The following is a 20,843-nucleotide window of genomic DNA, read 5'->3' as shown; positions in this document are numbered from 1 at the left end:
GTCGCGGAGACCCCGCCGGCCGACTTCTGGCCGCGCTGCTTGCGGCCCGCCTTACAAGGGCAGCCAACTGGGCCACCCCACGGGCGTGCCGCCTGGTTCGCACATGCTGTCCGGGTGGCCGGGCGACACGTACCACACTGCCAGCTCCGGCCAGAGCAGCATCGCACTGGCAAGGATCGTCAACAGCAGTGGCAGCAAGAGGCGTCGGCGACCCGTTATCTTGCGCATCACCGCCCACAGCACGGTGGACACGGTCGCCACGCCGATCGACGCAACCACCCATGCAACGAGTTGGTAGGAGCCGTTGGTGCCGATGTCGCAGTTCGCCCAGGTACTGATCAACACCAACGAGGCCATGCATCCGGACCCCAGAAAGACCACCCACCCGATCAGCCAGGCGGCCGCGCTGTACTCGGCCTTCTTTCCCACGGGGAAGCGCCGCTCCGTTGTCTCCATGCGTGTGCCTTCCGCCGGGATTGGTGCGTCACCGAGTAACGCCCGCTACGACCGCGTAGCCCTCCCGCATTCGTCCCCAGCGGACTCGCCCCGACCGACCGGCACGCTGCGGTCGTACGGGTCGATCTCCGTGCCGGCCTCGTCCGCCTGGCGATCCGTGCCGAAGGGAGGGGTGAAGTAGCCCGTCGGGGCGCCGCAGCCGCCGTTGGTCATGTCGTACTTGTACGAGACGATCGAGAACGTGCCTGGCTCGGTGATCACCTTGTCGGGGTTGTCCCAGCTCAGGACCAGCTCGCGCCGGACGATCGTGCGCACGATCTCGTCGTCGCCCTCGTCCGCGCGGGTGACCGGGTAGACGAAGGTGACGTCGGCGGTCACCTGGAGCGCGCCGCGCTTGCCCTCCCGGTAGGTGAGCCGGCCACGGGTCTTCACGACGTCGCCGACCAGGTGGGTGCGGGCGGGCTGGAAGCGGCTGAAGAGGAGGAGGGGGTCGTTCTTCTCGCTCGGCTTTCGGAAAGCGGTTTTCAGAAGGTCTTGGACGTCCTTCTGGTGCGGGTTGATCAGTGCAATCGCCTTCTCGGGGCGCTCGCCCCGCAGCACCCCGCGGTCCAGGCCGGACGCGACGAGGAAGTCCCGGCTGCGGGCGAGGGCCCGCTCGACCTCGGCGGCGCTCATCCAGCCGACCGGCCCGGCCTTCGGCACGGTGATCCCGGCCGCTCCGCTCGCCCAGTTCGCCGCCGGCGAGCCGCGGAACGGCTCGTCCCTGGTGGGGCGTTGGGCCGCCTGCACCGGGGGCGCCTGGGTCGGGCGGGCGGTCTCGGCCGCCAGCGGTGAGGAGTCAGCGCCGGCGAACAGGTCCACTACCCGCCCCGGCGCGAGCGCCACCACCAACAGCACCAGCAAGGCCAGCAACCCAGCCGCGTACCAGCCCGTGCGCCGCTTGGGCCGCGCGGGCGTGTGACTGCGCCAGCCCTCCGGGCCACGGACGGGCTCCGCGCCCAGCCGCCTGGCCACATCACGGGCCCGAGCCGACGGCTCCTTGGGCGCGTCGGCGGCCCCGGCCATCGACTCGCGCAGAAACCGCTCCCACTCCTCGTCGGATCTGGACGAGCCGTCCGGCTCCGTACCCGCACCCATTCCCAACCCCCTGGCAACCAGTAGACCGCGGCCCACTCCCCTGGGACGCGTCCGCATAATGACACAGAGCGAGAAGAGGGCAGGTCCGGGGCGGGCATTTGGGGTTGAGGCCGTGAAGTGGAGTGAGGTGGACTACCTCGACTGTCTGCGGTCCGAGCGGCGCGGCTACGCGTGGGTGATGCAGCACCATGGTGGGCTCACGCAGGCGCAGGCGCGGGAAGCTGCCCTGGAGCGGTACCCGTACGAGCCGGACGACGCCCCGTACCGTGGGCTCTTGTTTCACGATGAGGCGTGGCACTGGGCGATGCTGGCGCTTCACGGTGATCGGTACGTGGTGGAACACCCCGAACTGGCCCACCCGTCACCTGAGTACCTGGCCCTTGAGTGAGCGTCGTGCTCCAGGGCACGTTCCACTTCTCAGGCTGTGTCCATCCCCGCCCCTCGCGTCCTGCCTGGGAAGTGACAGCGCCACACTTCGTGCACCACAGTCCTCCGGCCACCTGGCAGTTGTCGCTGAGCGCGGGGGTGACGACCTCGAAGTCATCCCGAGGGAGCGCCTCGGACTCGCCCTCAGCGGCAGTCTCGGCGCCCCGCCGAGGACGCAATGGGCGTGGCCAACTCAAGCCCGTTCTCGGCGGACCTTGCCCAGTCTCGCGGCCTCGGACGACCTGGTGCGTAGTACTGGCAGGGCCAGCCATGCCCTTGGTGACCGGCGGGGTGAAGCGCAGACTTGAGGCATGGGCAATAACGACTTGGGCGACTTCCTGCGCGCCCGCCGTGCTGGACTCACGCCGGATGAGGTCGGTCTGCCGGTCGAGTTCGGCGCCGGTCGCCGGGTCGCCGGTCTGCGGCGCGGTGAGGTCGCGCAGCTGGCCGGGGTGAGTACCGAGTACTACACCCGTCTGGAACAAGGCCGCGCCCGGCAGCCGTCCGAACAGGTCCTGCATGCCCTCTGCGACGCGCTGCGGTTCGATGACATCGAGCGGCGGCATCTGTTCGCCCTCGCGGGCACCACAGCCGCGCACAAGGACCGGGCCGAGCGCTCGTCACGGCTACGACCAGCGCTGCGACAGGTGCTGGAGTCGATGGATCTGGCTCTGACCTCTGCTTTTGTCAGCGACCGGAACCTCACTGTCGTCGGCGGGAACAGGTTGTGGGCGTTGCTGTTTCCCGATGTGGCCGAGCTGCCGCGCCGGGAGCGCAGCATGGCGCGCTGGACGCTGCTGGATCCGCGTGCTCGCCTGGTGTGGTGCGACTGGGAACGCGTCGCCCGCGACTATGTGCACGGGTTGCGGCTGGCCGCCGCCGCCCAGCCGCGAAACCAGCACATCGCCCACCTGATCGGTGAGCTGATGATGCGCTCACCCGAGTTCCCGGCGTGGTGGTCGGAACACCGCGTCCAGGAACGCAGCACCGGCCTCAAACGCCTCCACCACCCTGTCGTCGGTGACCTGGAATTGCAGTACGAGATCTTCACCTCGGTCGCCGACCCGGGCCAATCGCTCGTCGTCTACTGCGCGCCGTCCGGCTCGCCCTCTCAGGAACGCCTGCGACTGCTGGCCAGTTGGGGCAGCGAACCCGCCACCGCGACCACCCGGGACACCGCCGCCGAGTCCTGACCACCGCCCGAACCGGGCGAGCCAGCACCCACACCACCCAGACACGACCCCGCCATACCCGCGGGGTCGATGCCGCCGTGCCCACGCACGCCCCGCGGCCTGACACGCATCCACGAAAGGACACCCGTAGTGAGCAAGACATTCCTGATCACCGGCGTCAGCACCGGCCTCGGACTGGCCATCGCCCGACGAGCCCTGGCGGCCGGGCACCGGGTCGCGGGCACCGTACGCACCGAGCAGCACGCGGCCGCCTTCCAGGCACTGGACCCCGACCGCGCCCGGGCCTTCCTCCTCGACCTGTCCGACGCGGACCGGATCGAGCCCACGGTGCGGGCCGCCGAAGCGGAACTGGGCCCGATCGAAGTGCTCGTGGCCAACGCCGGCTACGGGCTCGAGGGCACCTTCGAAGAGTCATCGATGGCCGATCTGCGCCGCCAGTTCGAGGTCAACGTCTTCGGCACGGTAGCGACCGTGAAAGCGGTCCTGCCCGGCATGCGCGAGCGGCGCGGCGGCCACATCTTCGTCATCACCTCGATGGGCGGGCACACCACCTTCCCCGGACTGGCCTTCTACGAAGGCAGCAAACACGCCCTGGAAGGCATCACCGACACCCTCGCCCAAGAGGTCACCCAGTTCGGCGTGCGGGTCACCGCCGTAGCTCCCGGCGCGTTCAAAACCGACTGGGCAGGTAGGTCACTGGTCCGCGCACCACGCAGCATCGCCGACTACGACGCACTGTTCGACCCGATCCGGACCCGCCGCCAGGCCCTCGCCGGTCAGGGCATCGGTGACCCCGATCGCGCGGGCGACGCGATCCTCACCCTCCTGGACGCGGAGAAGCCTCCCGTGCATGTCCTGCTCGGCTCGGACGCGCTTCGCCTGGTCGCCGCCGGGCGCCAACGCGTCCAGGACGACTTCGACGCCTGGGAGGAACTCAGCCGCTCCACCGACTCCACCGAAGGCGGAGTAACAGTCGCCTGACACTGGGGTGGGCCAACGTGAGGCCGCGAGCAGCCCCTGGGCGGAGTTACTGCCCGGGGGCTGCTGCGGGTGGTTCTAGCAGCCGAATCCGCCCGAGGATGTCCAGTAGTTGAGGCGTGCCCATGTCTTGTGGCCGACGATGCCGTCGGCTGAGAGTCCCTCACACCTCTGGAAGGTCTTCACCTTGGCTTCGGTACCCCTGCCGAAGGTTCCGTCGACGACGAGGTTTCCGCCCAGGATGGAGTTGTTGAGCTCACATTGAAGCTGCTTCACGACGGTGCCGGTGTCGCCTCGTGACAGCACAGGCTCAGCGCTGGTGTAGTGACAGGCGTAGGAAGATCCGGCATGGGCGATCGGTGTCGCTCCGATGCCCAGCGATACCGTCAGTGCGGCGACGCTCAGGGAGCTTGTCATGAGTTTCCTCAAGTGTGTTTTCCTTTCAGGTTGGATCTTTTGGGGTCTTCGCGAAGCGATCAATGCGATTGAGTCGATCGGTGGATTCGCCAGTCCGTGAAGGCCCCTCTGCACCCGGGGCAGGACTTGCGCTTTCGGGTCTGCCGGGCGGTGCTGGAGTTCGTTCAGCCGCGACCGTCGCACGCCTTGCAGTCGCCGCTTCCTCGGCAGCTGTCGCACTTCCATACACCTCGATAGCCGGAGCCGTCACAGGTGGTGCACTTTCCATTGCCCTTACAGCGCTGGCACCTGTTCCACATGGTGTGTCCTTTCGCAGTTGAGTCGTTTTTGACTGTCAGCAGGTGTGATGGGCCGGCGGGAATATCGTGCCGGCCGATGCGGGCCTCGTTCGGATCACTCGGATACCGGTGATGCCGACGATCCGTCCGCCGGCAACAGATTGCCCTGGGCGAGAGCCAGTTGAGGGCCCCAGCGGCCTCACGTTTTTGCATTGCAAGTTGCACCGCCGTAACCTGCTGCTCCTTCTGTTGCACCGCAACGAGTTCTCGTCAGCCGGAGGCTTTTGTGGGGGAACCGACCGCGCTCTTCACGGAGCTGGCGCGTGCTTTAGTCCAGGCTCTCGACGCATGGGCGGCCGTGGTAGGCGAGGTGACCGACACCGACAAGCGGCCCACACGCACAGGGTTGATTGCGGAGTTGGAGCGGGATCGGAGAGAAGCCGAGCGCCTCGGTCAGGCTCGAAAGAGGATTGATGAGCCTCTGCTGGCGTACTGGCTCAAGGGCCGTGATCAGCTGCTCGTGGGCAGAAAGAGGAACAGGCTGCCCAGCGAGGAGGACAGCGCAGCCATCGCCCACGTCCTTGCGAAGAAGGCTCGCCGCCGCACCGAGCAACTACCCGGACTCGGAAGGGAAATCGCCGACTTGGCGCGCCGCCTGAAAGACGAAGGCGGGGCGGGGTGGCGGAACGCTGTCCTTGCGAGCCTTGTGCACGAGGACAGCCCCGGCGAGGAGGTGGGAGCAGAGCACAGCACGACATCGATTACTCCGCTTCCTGTGGCCGGGAATTCTCGGGAAACTCCCGAGTCTTCCGAGGCGCTCCCCGGTAAGCCCCTAGCCAGGGCATCGTCCACTGCCACGGCCGAGGAGGAGGCGTCCGTCTGGTCGCCGCCAGCCGCCGGCGGCGACCTTCCCGGCGCCCCGTGCCCCCACGACAGGCAGCGACCACCACACCCCCAACACAGTTGGATCAATGTCTTGGGCAGCGTCGCCGCGGTCGTTGTTTCCACTACGGCGGTCATTACTGCGGCAGTGGTCACGGCATCCGACGACGGCAAGGGGGCTGAGCCGCCGTCAGCAAGCGACGCCCCTCACACCCTGCCGAACTCTCCCGTCCACAGCGGCCTGGCAAGAGCCGCCGGGCTGGAGACCCCAGGCTTGGAAAAGGGGGCTCTGGGCGAAGACAGCCGGTGCAGTGCACCCTTCCCGGGCCCAGACGTGATCACGTGGAGGGTATGCGCACGCGTGGACGAGGAGCACGTCTCCTTTGCCTTGAAGATCACCAACCGAGGCCGGGCAGCAACCACGGTCAAGATCCGTCTGGAGTACGCACAAACCAGCAAGTTCCACTCCTGCCCAAAGGCGCCGAACACCCATCTCCTCAACGTCCCGGCAGGCAAGACGGTCATCACGGATCCCAGGCAGTGCGCCGTGCCCCGGGAAGCGACAACCCCCTTCGCCTACCAAGGAGTGGGCTGGGTACTCGCCGAGGAAGCCAACGCAGGCTCGTACGAGCTGGCCCCCACCGCGCACGTCTATCCCGATCGGGTCATCTGGAAGCCGGACCTTGTGTGACCACGGCCTCGGCCAACATCGCTACAGCGGCTCTCGGTGAGAATGGTCAGGCTTCGCACGAGGGTGCCCTGACCACTCCGTAGGGCTACGCCGTGGTCGAGCCTGGCTCGCTCGACAGGCTCCGGTTCGGCGGTGCGGAGGAAGTCGGCGACCTTGCCGGGCACGTCGAGGGTGTCCGCCAGCGCGGGGCGTCGTCATCCGGGACATCCGGGGAAGCGAAGTGGAACGGCACGCCAAGGTGGCCGGCCAGCGCCTGGCCGGCCTCGGCGGCGGCAACGCCGGGTGGAGAGCTATCAGGGCGGTGGTAGACGGTCGCCAGGTGACCCTCCCCGTCCGGGGCGTCCAGGACCGCGACCAGGATCACGAACCAGTCGTGCACGGTATCGCCGTCCCAAAGCGCCTCAACCGCGGCCACACGGCCCGAAAGAGCCGCGGCGCGGGCCGCGAGTGAGGGCAGGTCGAGCGGGTCGGGCGGCGTGCGCCGCACTCGGTCGCCGAGGGCCTCGTATCGCGCGTGGACCACCCGCTCGGCCTCGTGCAGATCCACCCCCAACGGACGCAGCGCCTCCCAGACGGACCTGATGGCCGACAGCCGACGATCCTGCAACACGTCGGCGTCGACCTCCCGGCATGTCCGTTCCTCCAGATAGGCCCACCAGCCGCTCACTGGGCAACCAGCCGGGATTTCAGGGTGCGCGTCACAGGCCCGTGCCCGAAGGTACGCCACAACTCGGAACCGGACCGAGTTGCCCCTTGCCGGCGCTGCCGAATCCCCCCTTGCTGATGCTGTCGAACCTCGTGACCAACGCCAGTCAGCCTGCCGTGACTTGGCGCCGGAGACGGCGGGCGCGCCGCCGCGCACTGCCACACCTCCCTGCACCTCACCGCACCGCACCGCCATCAGCGCGCGGACAAAATTCCGCGTCAGCCCCGGCCGAGGACGCAGAACTCGTTGCCCGCCGGGTCGGCCAGGACGACCCAGGAGACGTCACCCTGACCCACATCGGCCCGTATCGCGCCGAGGCCTTCGAGCCGGGCGATCTCCCTCGCCTGATCCTCGACGGGATCGGACATCAGGTCGAGATGGATGCGGTTCCCTACGACCTCGTCGTCGGGCGTGCGGCGGAACTCCAGGTACGGGCCCACGCCCTTGACCGAGCGCAGCAGGGCGCGGTCGTCGGTCAGCTCGTGGACGGTCCAGTCGATCGCCTCGCCCCAGAACCGGACCATGGCCCGTGGGTCTGCGCAGCCGACGACCACGGCGGCTATCGGCCCGGTGTCCCGGTAGAGCTCCCGCGGCTCCAGGATGCTGAACACGTTGCCTTCCGGGTCGGCCATCACCGTCCACGGCACGTCGCCCTGGCCCACGTCGGCGGGCGTCGCCCCGAGCTCCTTCACACGTGCGACCAACTCCGCCTGATGGGCCTCGGAAGTGGTGGCGAGCTCGATATGCACGCGGTACTTCACCGTCTCCGGGTCCGGGACGCGGACGAGATCGATGCAGACGGCGGACGGATCCGGCCAGTCGAAGCCCATGGGTTCCAGGTTGGTGACGCCAGGCCCTTCGCTGGAAACACCCCAACCGAGAACCTCCGCCCAGAACCGGCCGAGTGCCGAATCGTCCCGGGCCTTGAAGTTCACCTGAACAAGTTGCAGCGTCATGCCGCACACCATAGGTGATCACCATCGTGCAGACGTGCGAAATCCAAGAAGCCTCTGCGCGGAGAGTGAGGATCAGCGAGCACACAGCCTGCAAGCTGCAGACCCCGGCCCGTGACGGCGCTGGAACGCAGCGTCGGCCGCTCATGTATCAGCGGTGATACGCGTGGCCGGATGGGGAGTGCACTGGGACCGGCGGCAGGATCGAGGAGGCCGAGGCCTCGCCGGGGGTGCAGGGTGTTCCAGCCCATCGAGCCGTAGTAGGGCAGTAAGGGGAAGTTGTCTTCGGCGACGGTGACGGTGGTGGTGATGGTGGTGGTGGTCGACAAACGAAATCCGCGAGCGGTGAACTGGCACATCGTGCGTGACAGGTCAGCAGGCATGACGCCGACAGTCGGCGCCGGCCACCGGTCAGCATTGACCGCGTCCCGATCCAAATCTGCCCCGGGCCCACTAAAGGCCCGGGGTCCAGTTTGGCGGCTAGGCCCTGGCGGGATGTATCTGCCAGGGCTTCCGCAGACCTGGTTGATGGGTAGGAGCTATCCTTTGGGTCACCAGGACATGCTTACCGCCGCGCCCTTGCGGTGCGGCACGTTCAGCGTGATTGTTCCTTGGGGGATGTTCTTGCACTTCTTGGTCTTCGTCTTCCAGTACTCTCGCACTTCCCCTGTGCAGAGAATCTTGTCGCCCTTGCGCAGATCCCAACCGTAGAGCGGGCCGGGCTTCTTCTTTCCGAAGACGTCTACCTTTACCGTCACGGTCCCCTTGTGGGGGTGGCTCTTCTTCAGGACGCAGGTTCCCGGTCCCGCGTGGCAGGTCTTCTTCGCCGTGGCCGCAGTAGTGGCGGCGGCAGCGGGCGCGGCAGTGGTGGTCAGAGCCGCACCGGCCAGGCTTCCTGCGCTGAGGACCGCGGTGGCTGTGGTGAGGGCGAGTTTGCGCTTCATGTGATCCGTCCTTGGGTTGTCACGGTGCCGTCGCCAGGCCGGCGCCGGCATGAACGACTTTGCGGGAGGTATGGAGTTGTCCGAGAACTCAGGTGACGAGCGACAAACAACCCGGCCAACGGTGCCGTTGGCGGGCCGGGGCCCAGGGAGGCAAAGGGGGCAGACCTGAGGCGGGGCCGGGAGCGGCTGGCGTGGGAGCCGCGGCGGGAGACCCCAGCCACAGAGTCTTGGCGAAGAATGCCCATTACTCGCTATCAGGCCGGGTGGTGCTGATCTGCAAGGACAGCACCACCCGGAAAGAATGGGCCTGGATCAAGGGTTCGGCCGCACTCAGCCGTGGGTGGTCATAGGGTCTTGGGCCGTCTCAGCCGGAGAGCGGCTTGCTCCACACCATCGTGCTCTTTCCCTTGCCCCACGAGCCGGTGACTTTGGTGATCCACTTCTGAACCTTCGCATCGTCCTTGACCGCCTTGGTGGCGACGTAGCAGGCTCTCGCGTGGTTACTGCACTCTGCCCCCGCCATCCTCTTCTTGCCCTTGTAGAGGGTGACGGTGAGCTTGGTGTAGGCCGGCTTGAAGTTGCATGTGATCGCGCCGCTGCCGAACTTGTCGGTCTTCCGGTCGACGCGGTCGGTGTACGCGGAGACCTTGCAGGTCTTCTTCTTTACGGTGGGGCCCTGGTCCGCGGCCATGGCTGTGTTGGTGGCGATGCCTGCCGTGCCGAGAACGCTCACGGTGACGGCACCCACCACGAGTGCACGAGATGCCTGGAGCATGCCCAAGCTGTATCCCCTTCGATTCATCAACTTCCCTCCCGTTGCTCTCACTTCATTGGATTCGCTGCGCTGCAGCAACGTGGAAATGGCCCAACTTTCAGCCGTAGTGACAGTGCAGGCGTCGCCCGCGCATCAAAATGAAAGCCGTCACCGCCACCACACCAGCGATGGCTGCAGGAGTTTGGTCTCAGCGCCAAGGCATGTCCGGCCGGTGATGCACCGATGACCGACCGGACAGCCCTGGGCAGCCGAGTCAGTACTTAACGCAGGCCTTGGCTTCACTGCGGTTCTGGGGCTCCGGGTACAGGGGGTGCATCCACCATCCCATCATGCAGAACTTCTGGGTGCCCTTGGGGTTTTTGAGGCTGACCCACTTGGTGGTCATCGTCTTACCGTTGGCCCGCATCCGGACGTCCTTGAACTTCTGGTTGTTGAGGGACACGGCACCGGCGATAGTGGACTTCGTCTTCTGGTCACAGGTGACCTTCAAAAACCCCGAGGCACGATCCTTGTTCGCTCCGACAAAGGCCATGATGCGACAGCCTGGGGACTTCCCGACGATGTAGATCTTCTTCCCGAACTTGGTGCTGTGCGGGAGGCCTTGCGTGGAGGAAGCAGTGTGATGGGCGTCTGCCGCCGTTCCCACGCTGCTCGCGTTGACTGCCTCCGCCGGAGGATTGTTGTTCGCTTGCGCTGCACCGGTACCGAGTACGCCAACGCAAGTCACGATGCCCGTGGTCAAGGCAAGGCCGAACGTACGCATTCGCATGTGAGACTCTCCGTTCGATAAGCCCTGCGCCACTGTTCTGTGTACGCAGGTCCGAGGTACGGGCGCGCCCTGGTGGCGGCCAGGGCGATGAGCTGTGGGACGCGACGCCTCAGACTGTTCACTCACCGGCCGCCGGGGGCCCGCTGCTTCGGCTATGTGACGGATAGGGATGTGATGCACGTGATGTTGGTCGAGTGCTGACCGGTCCGCCCATGCCCCGAGGTGGGGGAGTGCGGCCCGTGCACCACGATGATTCAAGCCCTCGGTACAGCGAGGAAAAAGGTGATTCGAGGAGATTCGAATGATCAGTGAGAGACGCGATATGCGGCGATGACCCGGAGGACCCGCGATGCGGAGGGGGGGTTGGAGCTGGTCAGATTGCGCCTGGGTGCACACCTCCGGGCACGGGGCTGTGCCACGGTCCCGTCGGGTGGCCGTGGTGGACGCGCAGAGCCTGAAGGGCCTCCAGCAACATCGCGGAGACCGAGCAGGGCGGGCGTCGATGCGGCGAGGAGTTCAAGGGCTAAGCGCCATGCCATCTGGCAACCGGCATGGTCGGCCTCCTGCTGGCCGTGATCGTCACCGCCGCCTCCGTGCAGGTTCCGCCGCGGCCAGCAGTTCCTCGGCGACGTCGCCGACTCGCACCGGAGCGGGGGGAAGGTCTAGGCCGACGGCGGCTACCTGAAGGACCGGCGTCTCCTACAAGGTCCCGGAGGGCTCGTGGCTGCGCTGGTAGTACACGGAATTGCGGATCCGGGCGCGTGTGACCAGGCCGGCCCGATGGAGCCGGGCGAGGTGGTAGGAGACGGTCGAGGGGCTCAGGTGGTGGAGTGCGGCGAGCTGGGTGGTCGTCCGCGGCACATCGAGGTCGGCCAGCAGGGCGCAGCGGGTGGGGCCGACCACCTCGCTGAGCGCCTGTTCTGCTTCTGGGTTCGGTCGGGCTGACGCGGCTTTGGGGTGTGTGGGGTAGATGAGGTAGATGGGGCGTTCCCCGCGGGGGTCGACGCTGAGCAGCCAGTTGTGCGCCAGAGGCGAGGGGAAGAGGACAAGGTGTGTGCTCCCGGGCACCTCGGCGGTGAGCCGGTCGAGCAGGCGGAGGGAACCGTCGCCGTAGCAGAATGCCTCGTGCAACGATTCCAGTGCGCTGCCCATGCCGTAGTCCGCGAGGAGCCTGGTCCGCAGAGTGATGTCCTCCTCGGCGTGGGCGGCGACGGCCGACCACTGCCGGGCGAGGTGCCCGTCCCAGAACGCGTCCATTTCGCGGGCCAGTTGGTCGGCGAAGTCCCGCTCGCCGCGGTCCACGGCGTCCCGCAGGATGCGCAGCGCGGCCGAGGCGGCGGGAGTCCGCTGCGGCTCCGCGCCGAGCAGTCGGCTGATCTGCCGAGCCACGAGGTGGCTGGGGGCGGTGGCGACGCGGTGGAGATCCTCGTGCGGATCCGGGGGGCGGCCCGCGGGCGGCGGGGGCGTCAGGAAGACCGGAGCGTAGAAAACCGGAGCGAAGGCGTGCACCACTTTTCGTACCGCGGCAAGCAGATGCAGCCGCTTGTCCTGTAGTACGTCGGTGACTTCGCGGCTCGGTAAGGAGCCGTGGGGCACCGCGTTCGTCCGACACGGGTGCAGCACCGCACCGACGTGCATCAGAGGCGAGACCGCGAACCGTGTGGCCGCCAGCGCGTCCGCGCTCAGGGGGAGGGTGATCACAGGGTTGGTGCCTTCCATGTCACGATCTTCGAAACCGATCGAATCAGCTTCTCCCAGGGCTCGTCCACCGGTTTGCCTCCGCATTCCGGGCGCCGGCACGACCGTCACCGGCGCCAAGGAATGAGTTCCACGGGCGATGACGACGGCGCGGGCGCCGCCCCATACCGTGGCCGGGAGAGCCGTGTGCCACCCGATCACATCGCCTATCTGACCTAAATAAAGAGCAGCCGCAGCAATTGCGATGGGTGGGTCCAGGAACAGCATGATCAGCCGAGATACGCTTCGGTGCCTCCCGCGCCAGGCCCTCGACGTAGCGCTCCACCGCGCGGCCGACATCGACGCGCTGCCGGCCGGCAACGAGTCAGTTGGGGTGCGCACGATGGCGCAGACAACAGCGCGGGCAGCGGGCTCCCCGCCGTGAGCCGCACACTGCACCGCCATGACTGACCGGCCACCGTCGGCCCTGGCGCATGGCCGACGCCGGTATGTCGGCCATCGGCCATGCAGCAGACCGGCCGTGACTACATGCCGCCCCCCGGGCACTGGTTCTCCGCCCAGAACGGACGAAGAACGTCTACCCGGCGCTGCAGTCGACGCCGTCCCCGTCCGGACCAGGGGTGTCCTGCCCCAGGCCTCGACGGATCGCGATCTCCACGGGTGAGTACGCGCCGTCGGCCCGCTCCAGTTCGTACGGCGCGGCCGGCATCAGCGGCGGCTGGGCCATGAAGCGCGGCCGCATCCCATGGTGCGGCTGCGCCGCGTGCACCAGAAACGGATGGCACAAGAAGACGTCCCCCGGGGACCCGGTGGCAAGGGCGAGCGGCCGATGGTCGGACGCCGCCACCAGATCGGGCGCGAGGGCCAGCCCGCTCGCCCCGTCCTCCCCGTACTTCTCCAACACCTTCGGCACATCGAGGTGTGAACCGACCCGGATCCGGGTCGGGGCATCCTCCTTGCCGACCTCACTGAACAGGAACAACATCAACAACGCCCGGCCCCGGGAGCGCAGATTGGTGAAATACCAGCTCTCACCCTCCGGCAGATAGCTCCCCTCGATATGCCAACCCGCGTCGTCCGGCTCCTCCTCGTGCGGGAAACGCAGCGGAAACGTGCCCAACGAGTAGCGCGGCTCCCAACGCCCCGCCCCGACCAGCAGGTCGTACGCGCGCTGCAGCAACGGAGAGTTGGGGGCGGCAGCGAACGGCCCCTGCGCCATGCCGGCCACCCAATGCACAGGCTGCGTCCACGTCGCCGGATCCTCGGGGTCGCAGCCCGTCTCCCGCCACAACAACCGCGCGCAATCCGCCGCCACACGCGGCGCAACAGCACCCTCCAACTTCACGAAGCCGTCGCGGAGGAAGCGGGATACCAAGGTCGTGTCATCCATGCCCCCATCGTGCGGCGACGCCGGTCCCGCTCACCCGACATTCTCCGCACCGCCTTTGTCGGGCGCCGCAGCAGCCTCCGCTGTATGGCCACTACCGCTCCCCCACCAGACCTGGGACACAACTCCGTGCTTGAACTGGTGGAGCCAGGCGACGGTCCGCTCGACCACCCAGCGGGTCTTGCCTGGTCCGGAGCCGTGGGCGGCGCCGCGGCGGGCGATCCTCGGGGTGATGCCGCGGCGGCGGAGGATGCGGCGGTACTTGTCGTAGTTGTAGCCGCGGTCGGCGAAGAGCCGACGGGGACGTCGGTGAGGTCTGCCGCGCCGGCCACGGATCGGTGGAATGGCGTCCAGTAGCGGCATGAGCTGGGTGACGTCGTGGCGGTTGCCGCCGGTCAGCGTGACGGCGAACGGGGTGCCGTGCGGGTCGACGATCAGGTGGTGCTTGCTGCCCGGCCGGCCCTGATCGACCGGCGAAGGGCCGACGTGAGCCCCCCCTTTCAACGCCCTGACGTGGGAACCGTCAATCGCAGCGTCGTCCCTGTCCAGCAGGCCAGCCTCTGCCAGCTCTGCCAGCAGTACCTCGTGGAAGCGGGGCCAGACGCCAGCCTCGGTCCAGTCCCGGAGCCGGCGCCAGGCGGCCACCCCTGAACAGCCAATGACCTGGAGGGGCACATCGAGCCAGGCCACTCCTTTGCGCACCACGTAGACGATGCCGGCCGGTGCGGCGCCGTCCGATACCGGCGTTCGTCCGGGGTGACCCGGCGTCGGGCTGGCCAGGCTGGCAGAAGTGCGAAGTAAGAGCACCTGACGTGCTGCAGGGGCTTGGTGATCATGCGCGGAGGCAGCCTGGTCCATGGCAGGATGGCGGCGTATTGGCCCGAAGGGCCGATGCCGTTGTGGCCATCCGAAGGGGCTGCGTGCAAAGCGACGGGTCCGGGGAGTTGAGAAATGGTCGCCTTCTACTCCTCCGCGCTGGACGGAGTCGCCGCCAACCCGGCTCTTCCCACACCGCTGCTGCTGCGGTTGATCGCTTTCGACGGCGGGGGCCACGGCCCGCCCTTCCAAGCCCTCCACCGGCCAGGGCTGCCCGAGCCGGCCGTGGCGGCTGTCCTTGCCCACCCGGTCCTGGATGCGCGAGTCGAGTTCGCGTTGAGCGGCCAGGCGGAGCCCGAGCAGCGGGCCCGGCTCGCGGACGACGCCTCGCCCAGGGTACGGGCCGCCGTCGCGCACGGGCCCGAGTGGAGCCACGATCACCGGGCGAAGGTCCGTCCGCTGCCGGACGCTGTGTGCAGGCGTCTCCTCGAAGACCCCGAAGCCTCCGTACGCAGCGCACTGTTGAACTCGCGCCACTTGGCGCCGTCCTTCCTCGCCTCCCTGGTCCGGCATCCCGATCCGGCCGCACGACATGCCGCCCTGCGCGTCTGGGACGAACTGGCCCCGGACGGGCGCGCCACGCTGCTCGACGACCCCGACCCTGAGGTACGGCGGTCGGCCGCGCTGTGCGCGTGTCCTGACGACGCCGGGCTCACGGCGGCGCTGCTCCGCGACCCCGCCGCCCTGCCCGAGGCGCTGCGCCGGGGGCTTCTCGACCGCACGGACGCCGAGCGGTTCCTCACCGAGGGCAGCCACCTGGTCGAACTCGCCACTAATCCGTCCCTGCCGGCCGACCTCGTGGACCGTCTCGCCGTCGACCACGACGACGAGGTGCGGCTAGCCGTCTCCCTCCGGCCCGAGCTGACCGAGGCCCGACGCGCCGCGATCGACTTCACCGTGGCCCCCTACGCACGGGAGGACGTGGACTGGGTGGCGGCCGGCATCGCCGACCAGGACGTGCTGCACCGGGCCGCGACCTCCGCCCATCCTCTGCTGCGCCGCGCCGCGGCCCGCAGCCCCCATCTACCCCCCGATCTCCTGCGACTTCTGGCCCAGGACGCAGACGACCTCGTGCGCACCCACCTGGCCGTGTACCACCCCGGCACCCCGGAGGAGGTCTTGATGAGCGTGTACGCACGGCTCGGCGGGACGTTCTCCGCCTGGATGGCGACCGGCCACCCCCGCTTTCCCCGCGAGGGGCTCGCCGCCCGCTACGCGGACCATCCGAACGGGATCTACCGACAGCTGGCCGTCCGCGACCCCGCCGCCGGCCCCGATCTGATCGAGCGGCTCAGCCACGACCCGGACGTCCGGACGCGGCAGGCGGCGGCCTGCGACCCGCGCCTCCCGCTCCCGCGGCTCCTCGAGGCTCTCACCCTGCCCGAGCTGGCCTGCAGCGCGGGCGCCAACCCGGCCCTTCCCCCAGGTGAGATGGCCGTGGTCATGGACGAGGCCGGGGTGCCCGCATGACGAAGGGCGCCTGGAGCAAAGCGGCCCCACGTTCTACCGTCTCGATGAACTCGGTCCGGAAGCCGTCGGGCCATGCCTTGAGCCGGATCGGGCGGTGATCGAGTGCCGGCAGCACCCGGCCGCGTTCACCGATTGGCGGCCAGCACTGCCGCCAGGCCCTCTTGCAGGTCCTTGACGAAGTACTCGGGAACCTCCAGCGATGGGAAATGTCCCCCGGTCTCGGGCGACTCCCATCGGACGATCTGCCGGTATCGCTCCTGTGCCCAGGGGCGCGGACACTTCTCGACGTCGCGGGGATACATCGTGATCGCCGACGGGACGTCGACCCGAAGTGCAGGGTCCAGCGAGTTGTGGCTTTCGTAGTAGATGCGGGCCGCCGATGCGCCGGTCCGCGTCAGCCAATACAGGGTGACGTTGTCGAGAATGCGGTCTCTGGAAATCGTCTCGAACGGGCTGTCTTCGGTGTCCGACCACTCGGCGAACTTGTCGAGGATCCAGGCCAGAAGCCCGACCGGTGAGTCGACGAGCGAGTAGCCGATGGTCTGCGGTCGGGTCGCCTGCTGCTTCGCGTACGCCGCGCGGTGGCGCCAGAAGTCGCGGGTTTCCTCGGTCCACTTGCGCTCGTCCGCCGTCAGCCCGTCCGTCGTCAACCCGGGCGGTCCCTCCGCGAACGTGGTGTGGATGCCGAGAACGTGCGCCGGGAACCTGCCGGCGAGAACCGTGGTGATATTCCCTCCCCAGTCACCGCCGTGGGCCGCGAACTTGCGGTAGCCGAGCCTTCCCATCAACTCCACCCAGGCGGCCGCGATCTTTTCGGTTCCCCACCCGGTGGTGGCCGGCTTGTCGCTGTAACCGAAGCCAGGTAGCGACGGGACCACGACGTGGAACGCCGGCGCGTCCGCATCGTTCGGATCTGCCAGCTCGTCCACCACATCGATGAACCGGGCAATGCTGTCTGGCCAGCCGTGCGTCAGGAGCAGAGGAGTGACATCCGCGCGCGCGGATCGGCGGTGCAGGAAGTGGATCCCCAGATCATCGATGGTCGTGCGGAACTGACCGATCCGGTTGAGGCGCTCTTCGAACGACCGCCAGTTGTACCCGGTGCGCCAGTAGTTCACGACCTCGACGAGGTCGGCGAGAGGAACGCCCTGTTCCCATCGGTGAGGGCCGGGCGCGGCGCGATGGACCGTCTCGGCCTCCGGCAGTCGCGCCGCGGCCAGTCTCGCGCGCAGATCGTCGAGGTCGGCGTCAGTTGCGTGGGCTTCAAACGCTTGCACGTCGCTGCTTGGAAGGGGCATGAGACCTCCTGGCCATCGCGGAACCGACGGAACCGGCTACGACCTGTCGCGAACCGGCTAAGACGGTTCTAGCAGTTCTCCGAGCCACGCTGCAACCAGCTAAGGTGGTTCCATGCGCGCTGCGTTCCCTGACTTCCGCCTCGGTAAAGTGCTGGCGACCAGCTTCACGGCGACTCTGACGGAGCGTCATGGCGACGCCGTGGAGCGCATCCCCACGCCACAGCGGCTCATCGACTGGCTGGCAGTGAACGGCCTCGCCGTGGACTCCTGCACCACTGCCCAGCTCGACCTCGCTCGGCGACTGAGGGAGTCGATTCACGCCGCCGCGACAGCGGCCGCGATCCAGAACGCTCTGCCTTCATCTGCCGTCCAAGTCATCAATGACTGCAGCGCTCAGGGTCGGGCCGCAGCGATCCTGACGCCCGAGGGCAAGCGGCAATGGCGGCTCAGCTCGGCTTCCTGCGTGGAAGATGCCCTCAGCGTGATCGCCGCCGACGCGATCAGCATCCTCGCAGGCGAACGAGACGGAAAGTTGGCCTTGTGCGCCTCACCGACCTGCCAAGCCGCCTTCTTCGACACCAGCCAAAGTCGCACCCGTAAGTGGTGTGACATGAACACGTGCGGGAATCGCCAGAAGAAGGCGCGCTTCCATGCCAACCAGCGCAAAAACCCCAGATCAGCGGAGTGATCATTACCTCGGTACAGCCAAGTGGGCCCCACGCCTGCGACACCTCTGTCGCGTGGGGTGCACCGAGGCCATTCGTTCCGACGTTGACGTCTGACGAGGGCCCCAGCCCCGAGAGCGAAGGATCCAACCCTTCCGAGTCGGGTCCAACCTGTCGTCATGTCCCATGAGACGGTCTACGCCCCCTGTCGTGCCGCTGAAGCCCTGGCCAGCACCAGCAAGTGGTCATCGCCCACCCGCCCCTCGACGACGGCGAGCAAGAGCGCGGCGACCGCATCAACGAGCGCGGTGAGTGTCCCGGCCACTTCCCCTCGGAAGGGCAGCGCGTCCAGTACACCAGCGGACTCCTGTTGCCCGAGGGTCGGGACGGCACGGGACACCCGCGCCACACCCGGGACAGGCTCAGGTCACCCGGGCCAGGGTTGAACGCGTCTCCGGCACCAGGTAGTCGATGCCGTTCACGGTGGCGATCTCCAACGCCGTCCGCAAGTGCCGCGCCGCGGCGTCACGGTGGCCCGTGGTCAGGCAGGACTCCGCGTAGGAGAGGTGGCTGCGCGCCCTCCAGTGCGGCTCACCGACGCGTTCGAGGATCCGTACGGCCTCGGCGTGCCTGGCGGCCGCCTCCTCGACGCGGCCGAGGTGGCGCAGAGCGACGGCGACGTCCGTCAGGCTGATCGCCTCGAACACGGCGTGACGGGTCGTCCGATTGATCTCGGCGGACTGCTCGGCGAAGTCCAGGGCGGCCTCGGCGTCGCCCAGGCCGAGTGCCGCCCAGCCGAGCACGTCCAGGCACATGCGCTCCGTCTGCCGGTCCAGCCCACGGGCGGCCTCGATCCTCTCCGCGGCGATCTCGTGGGCCTCGTGGTATTTCCCCAGCTGCACCAGAGCGGTTCCGATGGCGGTATACACACGCAGGCGAACGGCGGACCCGGGGGCCAGCGGCAGTGCGGCGGCCTCGCGCATGACGGCGATGCCACCCTCAGCGTCGCCGGTATACATCCGGACCTCCCCCAGCTTCATCAGGGAAAGCGCCTCGCCATCAAGGTCGCCCTCCGCGGCCATCAGCACGCGGGCCGCCTCGAGTCGCGGCGCCGCATCCTGCATGAGGCCGACGCGCATCAGCGCGGCGCCCAGCAGGTACCGGTGCGAGGCGAGCATGCGGCGCTCGCCGAGCCTTTCGGCGGCGGGCATGCTGGCCTCGAGCCCCCGGACCAGCCGCGCCACTCCGCCGCGCCGCGCTTCGGAGAGCAGGGCGAGCTGCCCGAGCCCGACCGCCGGCGCGTCGATGCCCAGCTCCACGGCGAGCGAGAAAACCGCGGTGAGGTTGACCCACTCGGTGTCCATCCAGTCCACGGCCGTGTCATAGACGGACAGGTCGGGAAGCGCGGGGGGCGGCTGGGTGACGACGACCGGCAGCGGGATGAGGACCTCGACCAGCCTTTTCACGGCCAGCATGCCGCTCAGGTAGTAGTCGCCCAGCCGGGCGATCGCCGGTACCGGGTCGGCCGCGGGGTCGTCGGAGCGGGCGGCCTGCCGCAGCAGGTCGTGCATCCGGTAGCGACCCGCCGCCGGCTCCTGCACCAGGTGGACGTCCACCAAGTCCTCCAGCAGGGAACGGGCGTTGGCCAGCGGGATCCCGGCCAGGGCGGCCGCGCCGTACGCGTCGATGTCGTCGCCCGGTACCAGGCCGAGCAGCCCGAACATCCGTCGCTGGGCGGGATCGAGCTGCCGCAGCGACATCTCGAACACGTCCGACACCGCCAACTCCCCCTCCCGCAGCCGCTCCACCAAGGTGTCGAGCGTCCACGCGGGCCGGTGCCGCAACCGCGCGGCAGCCACCCGGATGGCCAACGGCAGATTCCCGCACCGGCGCAGCACCTCGCCGACATCACCGGGCCGGTCCCCGCCCGCAGAGGACACGAACAGCTCCGCCGCCTCCTGGGTCGGCAGAACGTCCAGCGAGATCGGCTGGACCCCGTCCAACTCCACCATCCGCCGACGACTGGTGATCACCACGAAACTCTGACCAGCACCGGGCAGCAGATCACGCACATGCTCCGCATCGGCAGCGTTGTCCAACACCACGATCGCGCGGCGCATCGCCAACTCCGACCGCCACAGCGCGGCCCGCTCGGCAACCTGGTCGGGAATCCTGCCGGGCGGCAACCCCAACGCAGCCAGCAGCACCCGTAGAGCCTCCGCGGGCTCGACCCGCTCCCGGCCCGGAGTGAACCCGTGCAGGTCCACATACAACTGGCCACCCGGGAATTCAGCGGTCAGCAGATGCGCGGCATGCACGGCCAGCGCGGACTTACCCACCCCACCCATACCGTCGATCGCCACCACCGACGCGTTCCGCGCGGCACCGAGGAGAGCGTCCAACTCCGCCCGGCGCCCGGTGAAAGCGGTGATGTCATGCGGCAGGTCATTGCGCACCGACGGAGCGGCAGCCACACTCGTCCGGCTTGCCTGGGGCCTGTCCTTGGCCCGCTCCCACACCTCACGCAGTGCCCTGGGGTCACGACCAGCTGCCTTGGACAGCGCCACCACCGTCGGCCACGGCGGAACGGCCTGACCGGAGAAGTACCGCGACAACGAAGAACTGCTGACATGGACGTCCCGGGCGAGCTCGCGCAGACTCCGTCCGGCCAGGTCACGAAGCTGCCTCAGCAACCCCGTCAACTCCTCGCTCACCTTTGCCAGCCTCTCTTCAGATCCACGCGCCGATACTAGAGGGACTGAAGTGACTGAGCTCGGAGTTGATGGTCTGTCCTCGCTCGTCAGCCATCGGCCTGGGACGTGGGCTCGCACTCCCCCGGCTCCA

Annotated in this window: 20 protein-coding genes and 1 pseudogene; 6 read left to right on the top strand and 15 right to left on the bottom strand. The window is 68.2% G+C overall.

All coding sequences use genetic code 11. The features are described 5' to 3' along the window. Positions 1-51: 51 nt before the first annotated feature. Together ACFV1J_RS02570 and ACFV1J_RS02565 are read right to left on the bottom strand one after the other, a co-directional pair. A complete protein-coding gene (locus ACFV1J_RS02570) occupies positions 52-456 on the bottom strand; it encodes a hypothetical protein (RefSeq protein ID WP_385855339.1) in 405 nt (134 codons plus the stop codon). A 45-nt stretch (positions 457-501) separates the two neighbouring features. After that, the gene (locus tag ACFV1J_RS02565; RefSeq protein ID WP_385855338.1) at positions 502-1,593 is read right to left on the bottom strand and encodes a hypothetical protein; all 1,092 of its coding nucleotides are present in this window, start codon (positions 1,591-1,593) and stop codon (positions 502-504) included. 127 nt (positions 1,594-1,720) lie between these two features. On the opposite strand from ACFV1J_RS02565, the gene ACFV1J_RS02560 reads away from it, so the two are divergent. The 3 genes from ACFV1J_RS02560 to ACFV1J_RS02550 all read left to right on the top strand — a co-directional run bounded on the left by ACFV1J_RS02560 (position 1,721) and on the right by ACFV1J_RS02550 (position 4,193). Beyond that, the gene (locus ACFV1J_RS02560) at positions 1,721-1,981 is read left to right on the top strand and encodes a hypothetical protein (protein WP_385855337.1); all 261 of its coding nucleotides are present in this window, start codon (positions 1,721-1,723) and stop codon (positions 1,979-1,981) included. 349 nt (positions 1,982-2,330) lie between these two features. After that, entirely contained in the window at positions 2,331-3,212 is an 882-nt protein-coding gene (locus ACFV1J_RS02555) for a helix-turn-helix transcriptional regulator (RefSeq protein ID WP_385855336.1), read from the top strand. A 129-nt stretch (positions 3,213-3,341) separates the two neighbouring features. Continuing rightward, the gene (locus tag ACFV1J_RS02550) at positions 3,342-4,193 is read left to right on the top strand and encodes an oxidoreductase (protein WP_385855335.1); all 852 of its coding nucleotides are present in this window, start codon (positions 3,342-3,344) and stop codon (positions 4,191-4,193) included. Positions 4,194-4,268: 75 nt separating this feature from the next. Here ACFV1J_RS02550 and ACFV1J_RS02545 read toward each other — a convergent pair whose 3' ends face one another. Further along, positions 4,269-4,607, bottom strand: a complete 339-nt coding sequence (locus ACFV1J_RS02545; RefSeq protein ID WP_385855334.1) for a peptidoglycan-binding protein — start codon at positions 4,605-4,607, stop codon at positions 4,269-4,271. A gap of 648 nt (positions 4,608-5,255) precedes the next feature. Between ACFV1J_RS02545 and ACFV1J_RS02540 the strand changes: the two genes are divergently transcribed. Continuing rightward, on the top strand, positions 5,256-6,458 hold the full coding sequence (locus ACFV1J_RS02540) for a hypothetical protein (protein ID WP_385855333.1): 1,203 nt from the start codon (positions 5,256-5,258) through the stop codon (positions 6,456-6,458). 85 nt (positions 6,459-6,543) lie between these two features. Here the strand turns inward: ACFV1J_RS02540 and ACFV1J_RS02535 are convergent, their stop codons facing one another. The 9 genes and pseudogenes from ACFV1J_RS02535 to ACFV1J_RS02495 all read right to left on the bottom strand — a co-directional run. Beyond that, entirely contained in the window at positions 6,544-7,125 is a 582-nt protein-coding gene (locus ACFV1J_RS02535; RefSeq protein WP_385855332.1) for a hypothetical protein, read from the bottom strand. A gap of 257 nt (positions 7,126-7,382) precedes the next feature. Then, positions 7,383-8,120 carry a VOC family protein gene (locus tag ACFV1J_RS02530; protein ID WP_385855331.1) on the bottom strand — a complete coding sequence of 246 codons (738 nt, stop codon included), beginning with the start codon at positions 8,118-8,120 and terminating at the stop codon, positions 7,383-7,385. Beyond that, positions 8,117-8,500, bottom strand: a complete 384-nt coding sequence (locus ACFV1J_RS02525; RefSeq protein WP_385855330.1) for a hypothetical protein — start codon at positions 8,498-8,500, stop codon at positions 8,117-8,119. Before ACFV1J_RS02525 ends, ACFV1J_RS02530 begins: the two co-directional genes overlap by 4 nt. A 168-nt stretch (positions 8,501-8,668) precedes the next feature. Further along, the gene (locus ACFV1J_RS02520; protein ID WP_385855329.1) at positions 8,669-9,061 is read right to left on the bottom strand and encodes a hypothetical protein; all 393 of its coding nucleotides are present in this window, start codon (positions 9,059-9,061) and stop codon (positions 8,669-8,671) included. Positions 9,062-9,425: 364 nt separating this feature from the next. Continuing rightward, a complete protein-coding gene (locus ACFV1J_RS02515) occupies positions 9,426-9,836 on the bottom strand; it encodes a hypothetical protein (protein WP_385855328.1) in 411 nt (136 codons plus the stop codon). A gap of 253 nt (positions 9,837-10,089) precedes the next feature. Continuing rightward, the gene (locus ACFV1J_RS02510; protein WP_385855327.1) at positions 10,090-10,605 is read right to left on the bottom strand and encodes a hypothetical protein; all 516 of its coding nucleotides are present in this window, start codon (positions 10,603-10,605) and stop codon (positions 10,090-10,092) included. A gap of 699 nt (positions 10,606-11,304) precedes the next feature. Then, positions 11,305-12,324 carry an ArsR/SmtB family transcription factor gene (locus ACFV1J_RS02505; protein ID WP_385855326.1) on the bottom strand — a complete coding sequence of 340 codons (1,020 nt, stop codon included), beginning with the start codon at positions 12,322-12,324 and terminating at the stop codon, positions 11,305-11,307. Between the two features lie 556 nt (positions 12,325-12,880). Then, complete coding sequence (locus tag ACFV1J_RS02500; protein WP_385855325.1) at positions 12,881-13,693, bottom strand: phytanoyl-CoA dioxygenase family protein; 813 nt, start codon at positions 13,691-13,693, stop codon at positions 12,881-12,883. 129 nt (positions 13,694-13,822) lie between these two features. Beyond that, positions 13,823-14,526, bottom strand: a pseudogene (locus ACFV1J_RS02495) (IS5 family transposase); the annotation flags it as partial. A gap of 115 nt (positions 14,527-14,641) precedes the next feature. On the opposite strand from ACFV1J_RS02495, the gene ACFV1J_RS02490 reads away from it, so the two are divergent. Beyond that, positions 14,642-16,036, top strand: a complete 1,395-nt coding sequence (locus tag ACFV1J_RS02490; protein WP_385855324.1) for a Mucin-2 — start codon at positions 14,642-14,644, stop codon at positions 16,034-16,036. A 125-nt stretch (positions 16,037-16,161) separates the two neighbouring features. Here the strand turns inward: ACFV1J_RS02490 and ACFV1J_RS02485 are convergent, their stop codons facing one another. Continuing rightward, positions 16,162-17,334 (bottom strand): epoxide hydrolase, encoded by a 1,173-nt coding sequence (locus tag ACFV1J_RS02485; RefSeq protein WP_385855323.1) that lies wholly within the window; start codon positions 17,332-17,334, stop codon positions 16,162-16,164. Between the two features lie 112 nt (positions 17,335-17,446). Here ACFV1J_RS02485 and ACFV1J_RS02480 point away from each other — a divergent pair, with 112 nt between their 5' ends. After that, positions 17,447-18,022 carry a CGNR zinc finger domain-containing protein gene (locus ACFV1J_RS02480; RefSeq protein ID WP_385855322.1) on the top strand — a complete coding sequence of 192 codons (576 nt, stop codon included), beginning with the start codon at positions 17,447-17,449 and terminating at the stop codon, positions 18,020-18,022. A gap of 173 nt (positions 18,023-18,195) precedes the next feature. Here the strand turns inward: ACFV1J_RS02480 and ACFV1J_RS02475 are convergent, their stop codons facing one another. Next, complete coding sequence (locus tag ACFV1J_RS02475; RefSeq protein ID WP_385855321.1) at positions 18,196-18,399, bottom strand: hypothetical protein; 204 nt, start codon at positions 18,397-18,399, stop codon at positions 18,196-18,198. A 22-nt stretch (positions 18,400-18,421) separates the two neighbouring features. Further along, the gene (locus ACFV1J_RS02470; protein ID WP_385855320.1) at positions 18,422-20,713 is read right to left on the bottom strand and encodes an ATP-binding protein; all 2,292 of its coding nucleotides are present in this window, start codon (positions 20,711-20,713) and stop codon (positions 18,422-18,424) included. Positions 20,714-20,843 lie beyond the last annotated feature (130 nt).

It is taken from the genome of Streptomyces sp. NPDC059649, assembly GCF_042734445.1.
Classification (GTDB): Bacteria; Actinomycetota; Actinomycetes; order Streptomycetales; family Streptomycetaceae; genus Streptomyces.
The sequence above is the reverse complement of the archived record's forward strand: the minus strand, read 5'-3'. Positions and strand labels throughout refer to the sequence as shown.

Bases quoted from the DNA above. Each gene is read 5' to 3' on its own strand.
- ACFV1J_RS02570 (WP_385855339.1), bottom strand. From the start codon at position 456: ATGGAGACAACGGAGCGGCGCTTCCCCGTGGGAAAGAAGGCCGAGTAC.
- ACFV1J_RS02565 (WP_385855338.1), bottom strand. From the start codon at position 1,593: ATGGGTGCGGGTACGGAGCCGGACGGCTCGTCCAGATCCGACGAGGAG.
- ACFV1J_RS02555 (WP_385855336.1), top strand. From the start codon at position 2,331: ATGGGCAATAACGACTTGGGCGACTTCCTGCGCGCCCGCCGTGCTGGA.
- ACFV1J_RS02545 (WP_385855334.1), bottom strand. From the start codon at position 4,607: ATGACAAGCTCCCTGAGCGTCGCCGCACTGACGGTATCGCTGGGCATC.
- ACFV1J_RS02530 (WP_385855331.1), bottom strand. From the start codon at position 8,120: ATGACGCTGCAACTTGTTCAGGTGAACTTCAAGGCCCGGGACGATTCG.
- ACFV1J_RS02525 (WP_385855330.1), bottom strand. From the start codon at position 8,500: ATGCCTGCTGACCTGTCACGCACGATGTGCCAGTTCACCGCTCGCGGA.
- ACFV1J_RS02520 (WP_385855329.1), bottom strand. From the start codon at position 9,061: ATGAAGCGCAAACTCGCCCTCACCACAGCCACCGCGGTCCTCAGCGCA.
- ACFV1J_RS02515 (WP_385855328.1), bottom strand. From the start codon at position 9,836: ATGCTCCAGGCATCTCGTGCACTCGTGGTGGGTGCCGTCACCGTGAGC.
- ACFV1J_RS02510 (WP_385855327.1), bottom strand. From the start codon at position 10,605: ATGCGAATGCGTACGTTCGGCCTTGCCTTGACCACGGGCATCGTGACT.
- ACFV1J_RS02505 (WP_385855326.1), bottom strand. From the start codon at position 12,324: ATGGAAGGCACCAACCCTGTGATCACCCTCCCCCTGAGCGCGGACGCG.
- ACFV1J_RS02500 (WP_385855325.1), bottom strand. From the start codon at position 13,693: ATGGATGACACGACCTTGGTATCCCGCTTCCTCCGCGACGGCTTCGTG.
- ACFV1J_RS02490 (WP_385855324.1), top strand. From the start codon at position 14,642: ATGGTCGCCTTCTACTCCTCCGCGCTGGACGGAGTCGCCGCCAACCCG.
- ACFV1J_RS02485 (WP_385855323.1), bottom strand. From the start codon at position 17,334: ATGCCCCTTCCAAGCAGCGACGTGCAAGCGTTTGAAGCCCACGCAACT.
- ACFV1J_RS02480 (WP_385855322.1), top strand. From the start codon at position 17,447: ATGCGCGCTGCGTTCCCTGACTTCCGCCTCGGTAAAGTGCTGGCGACC.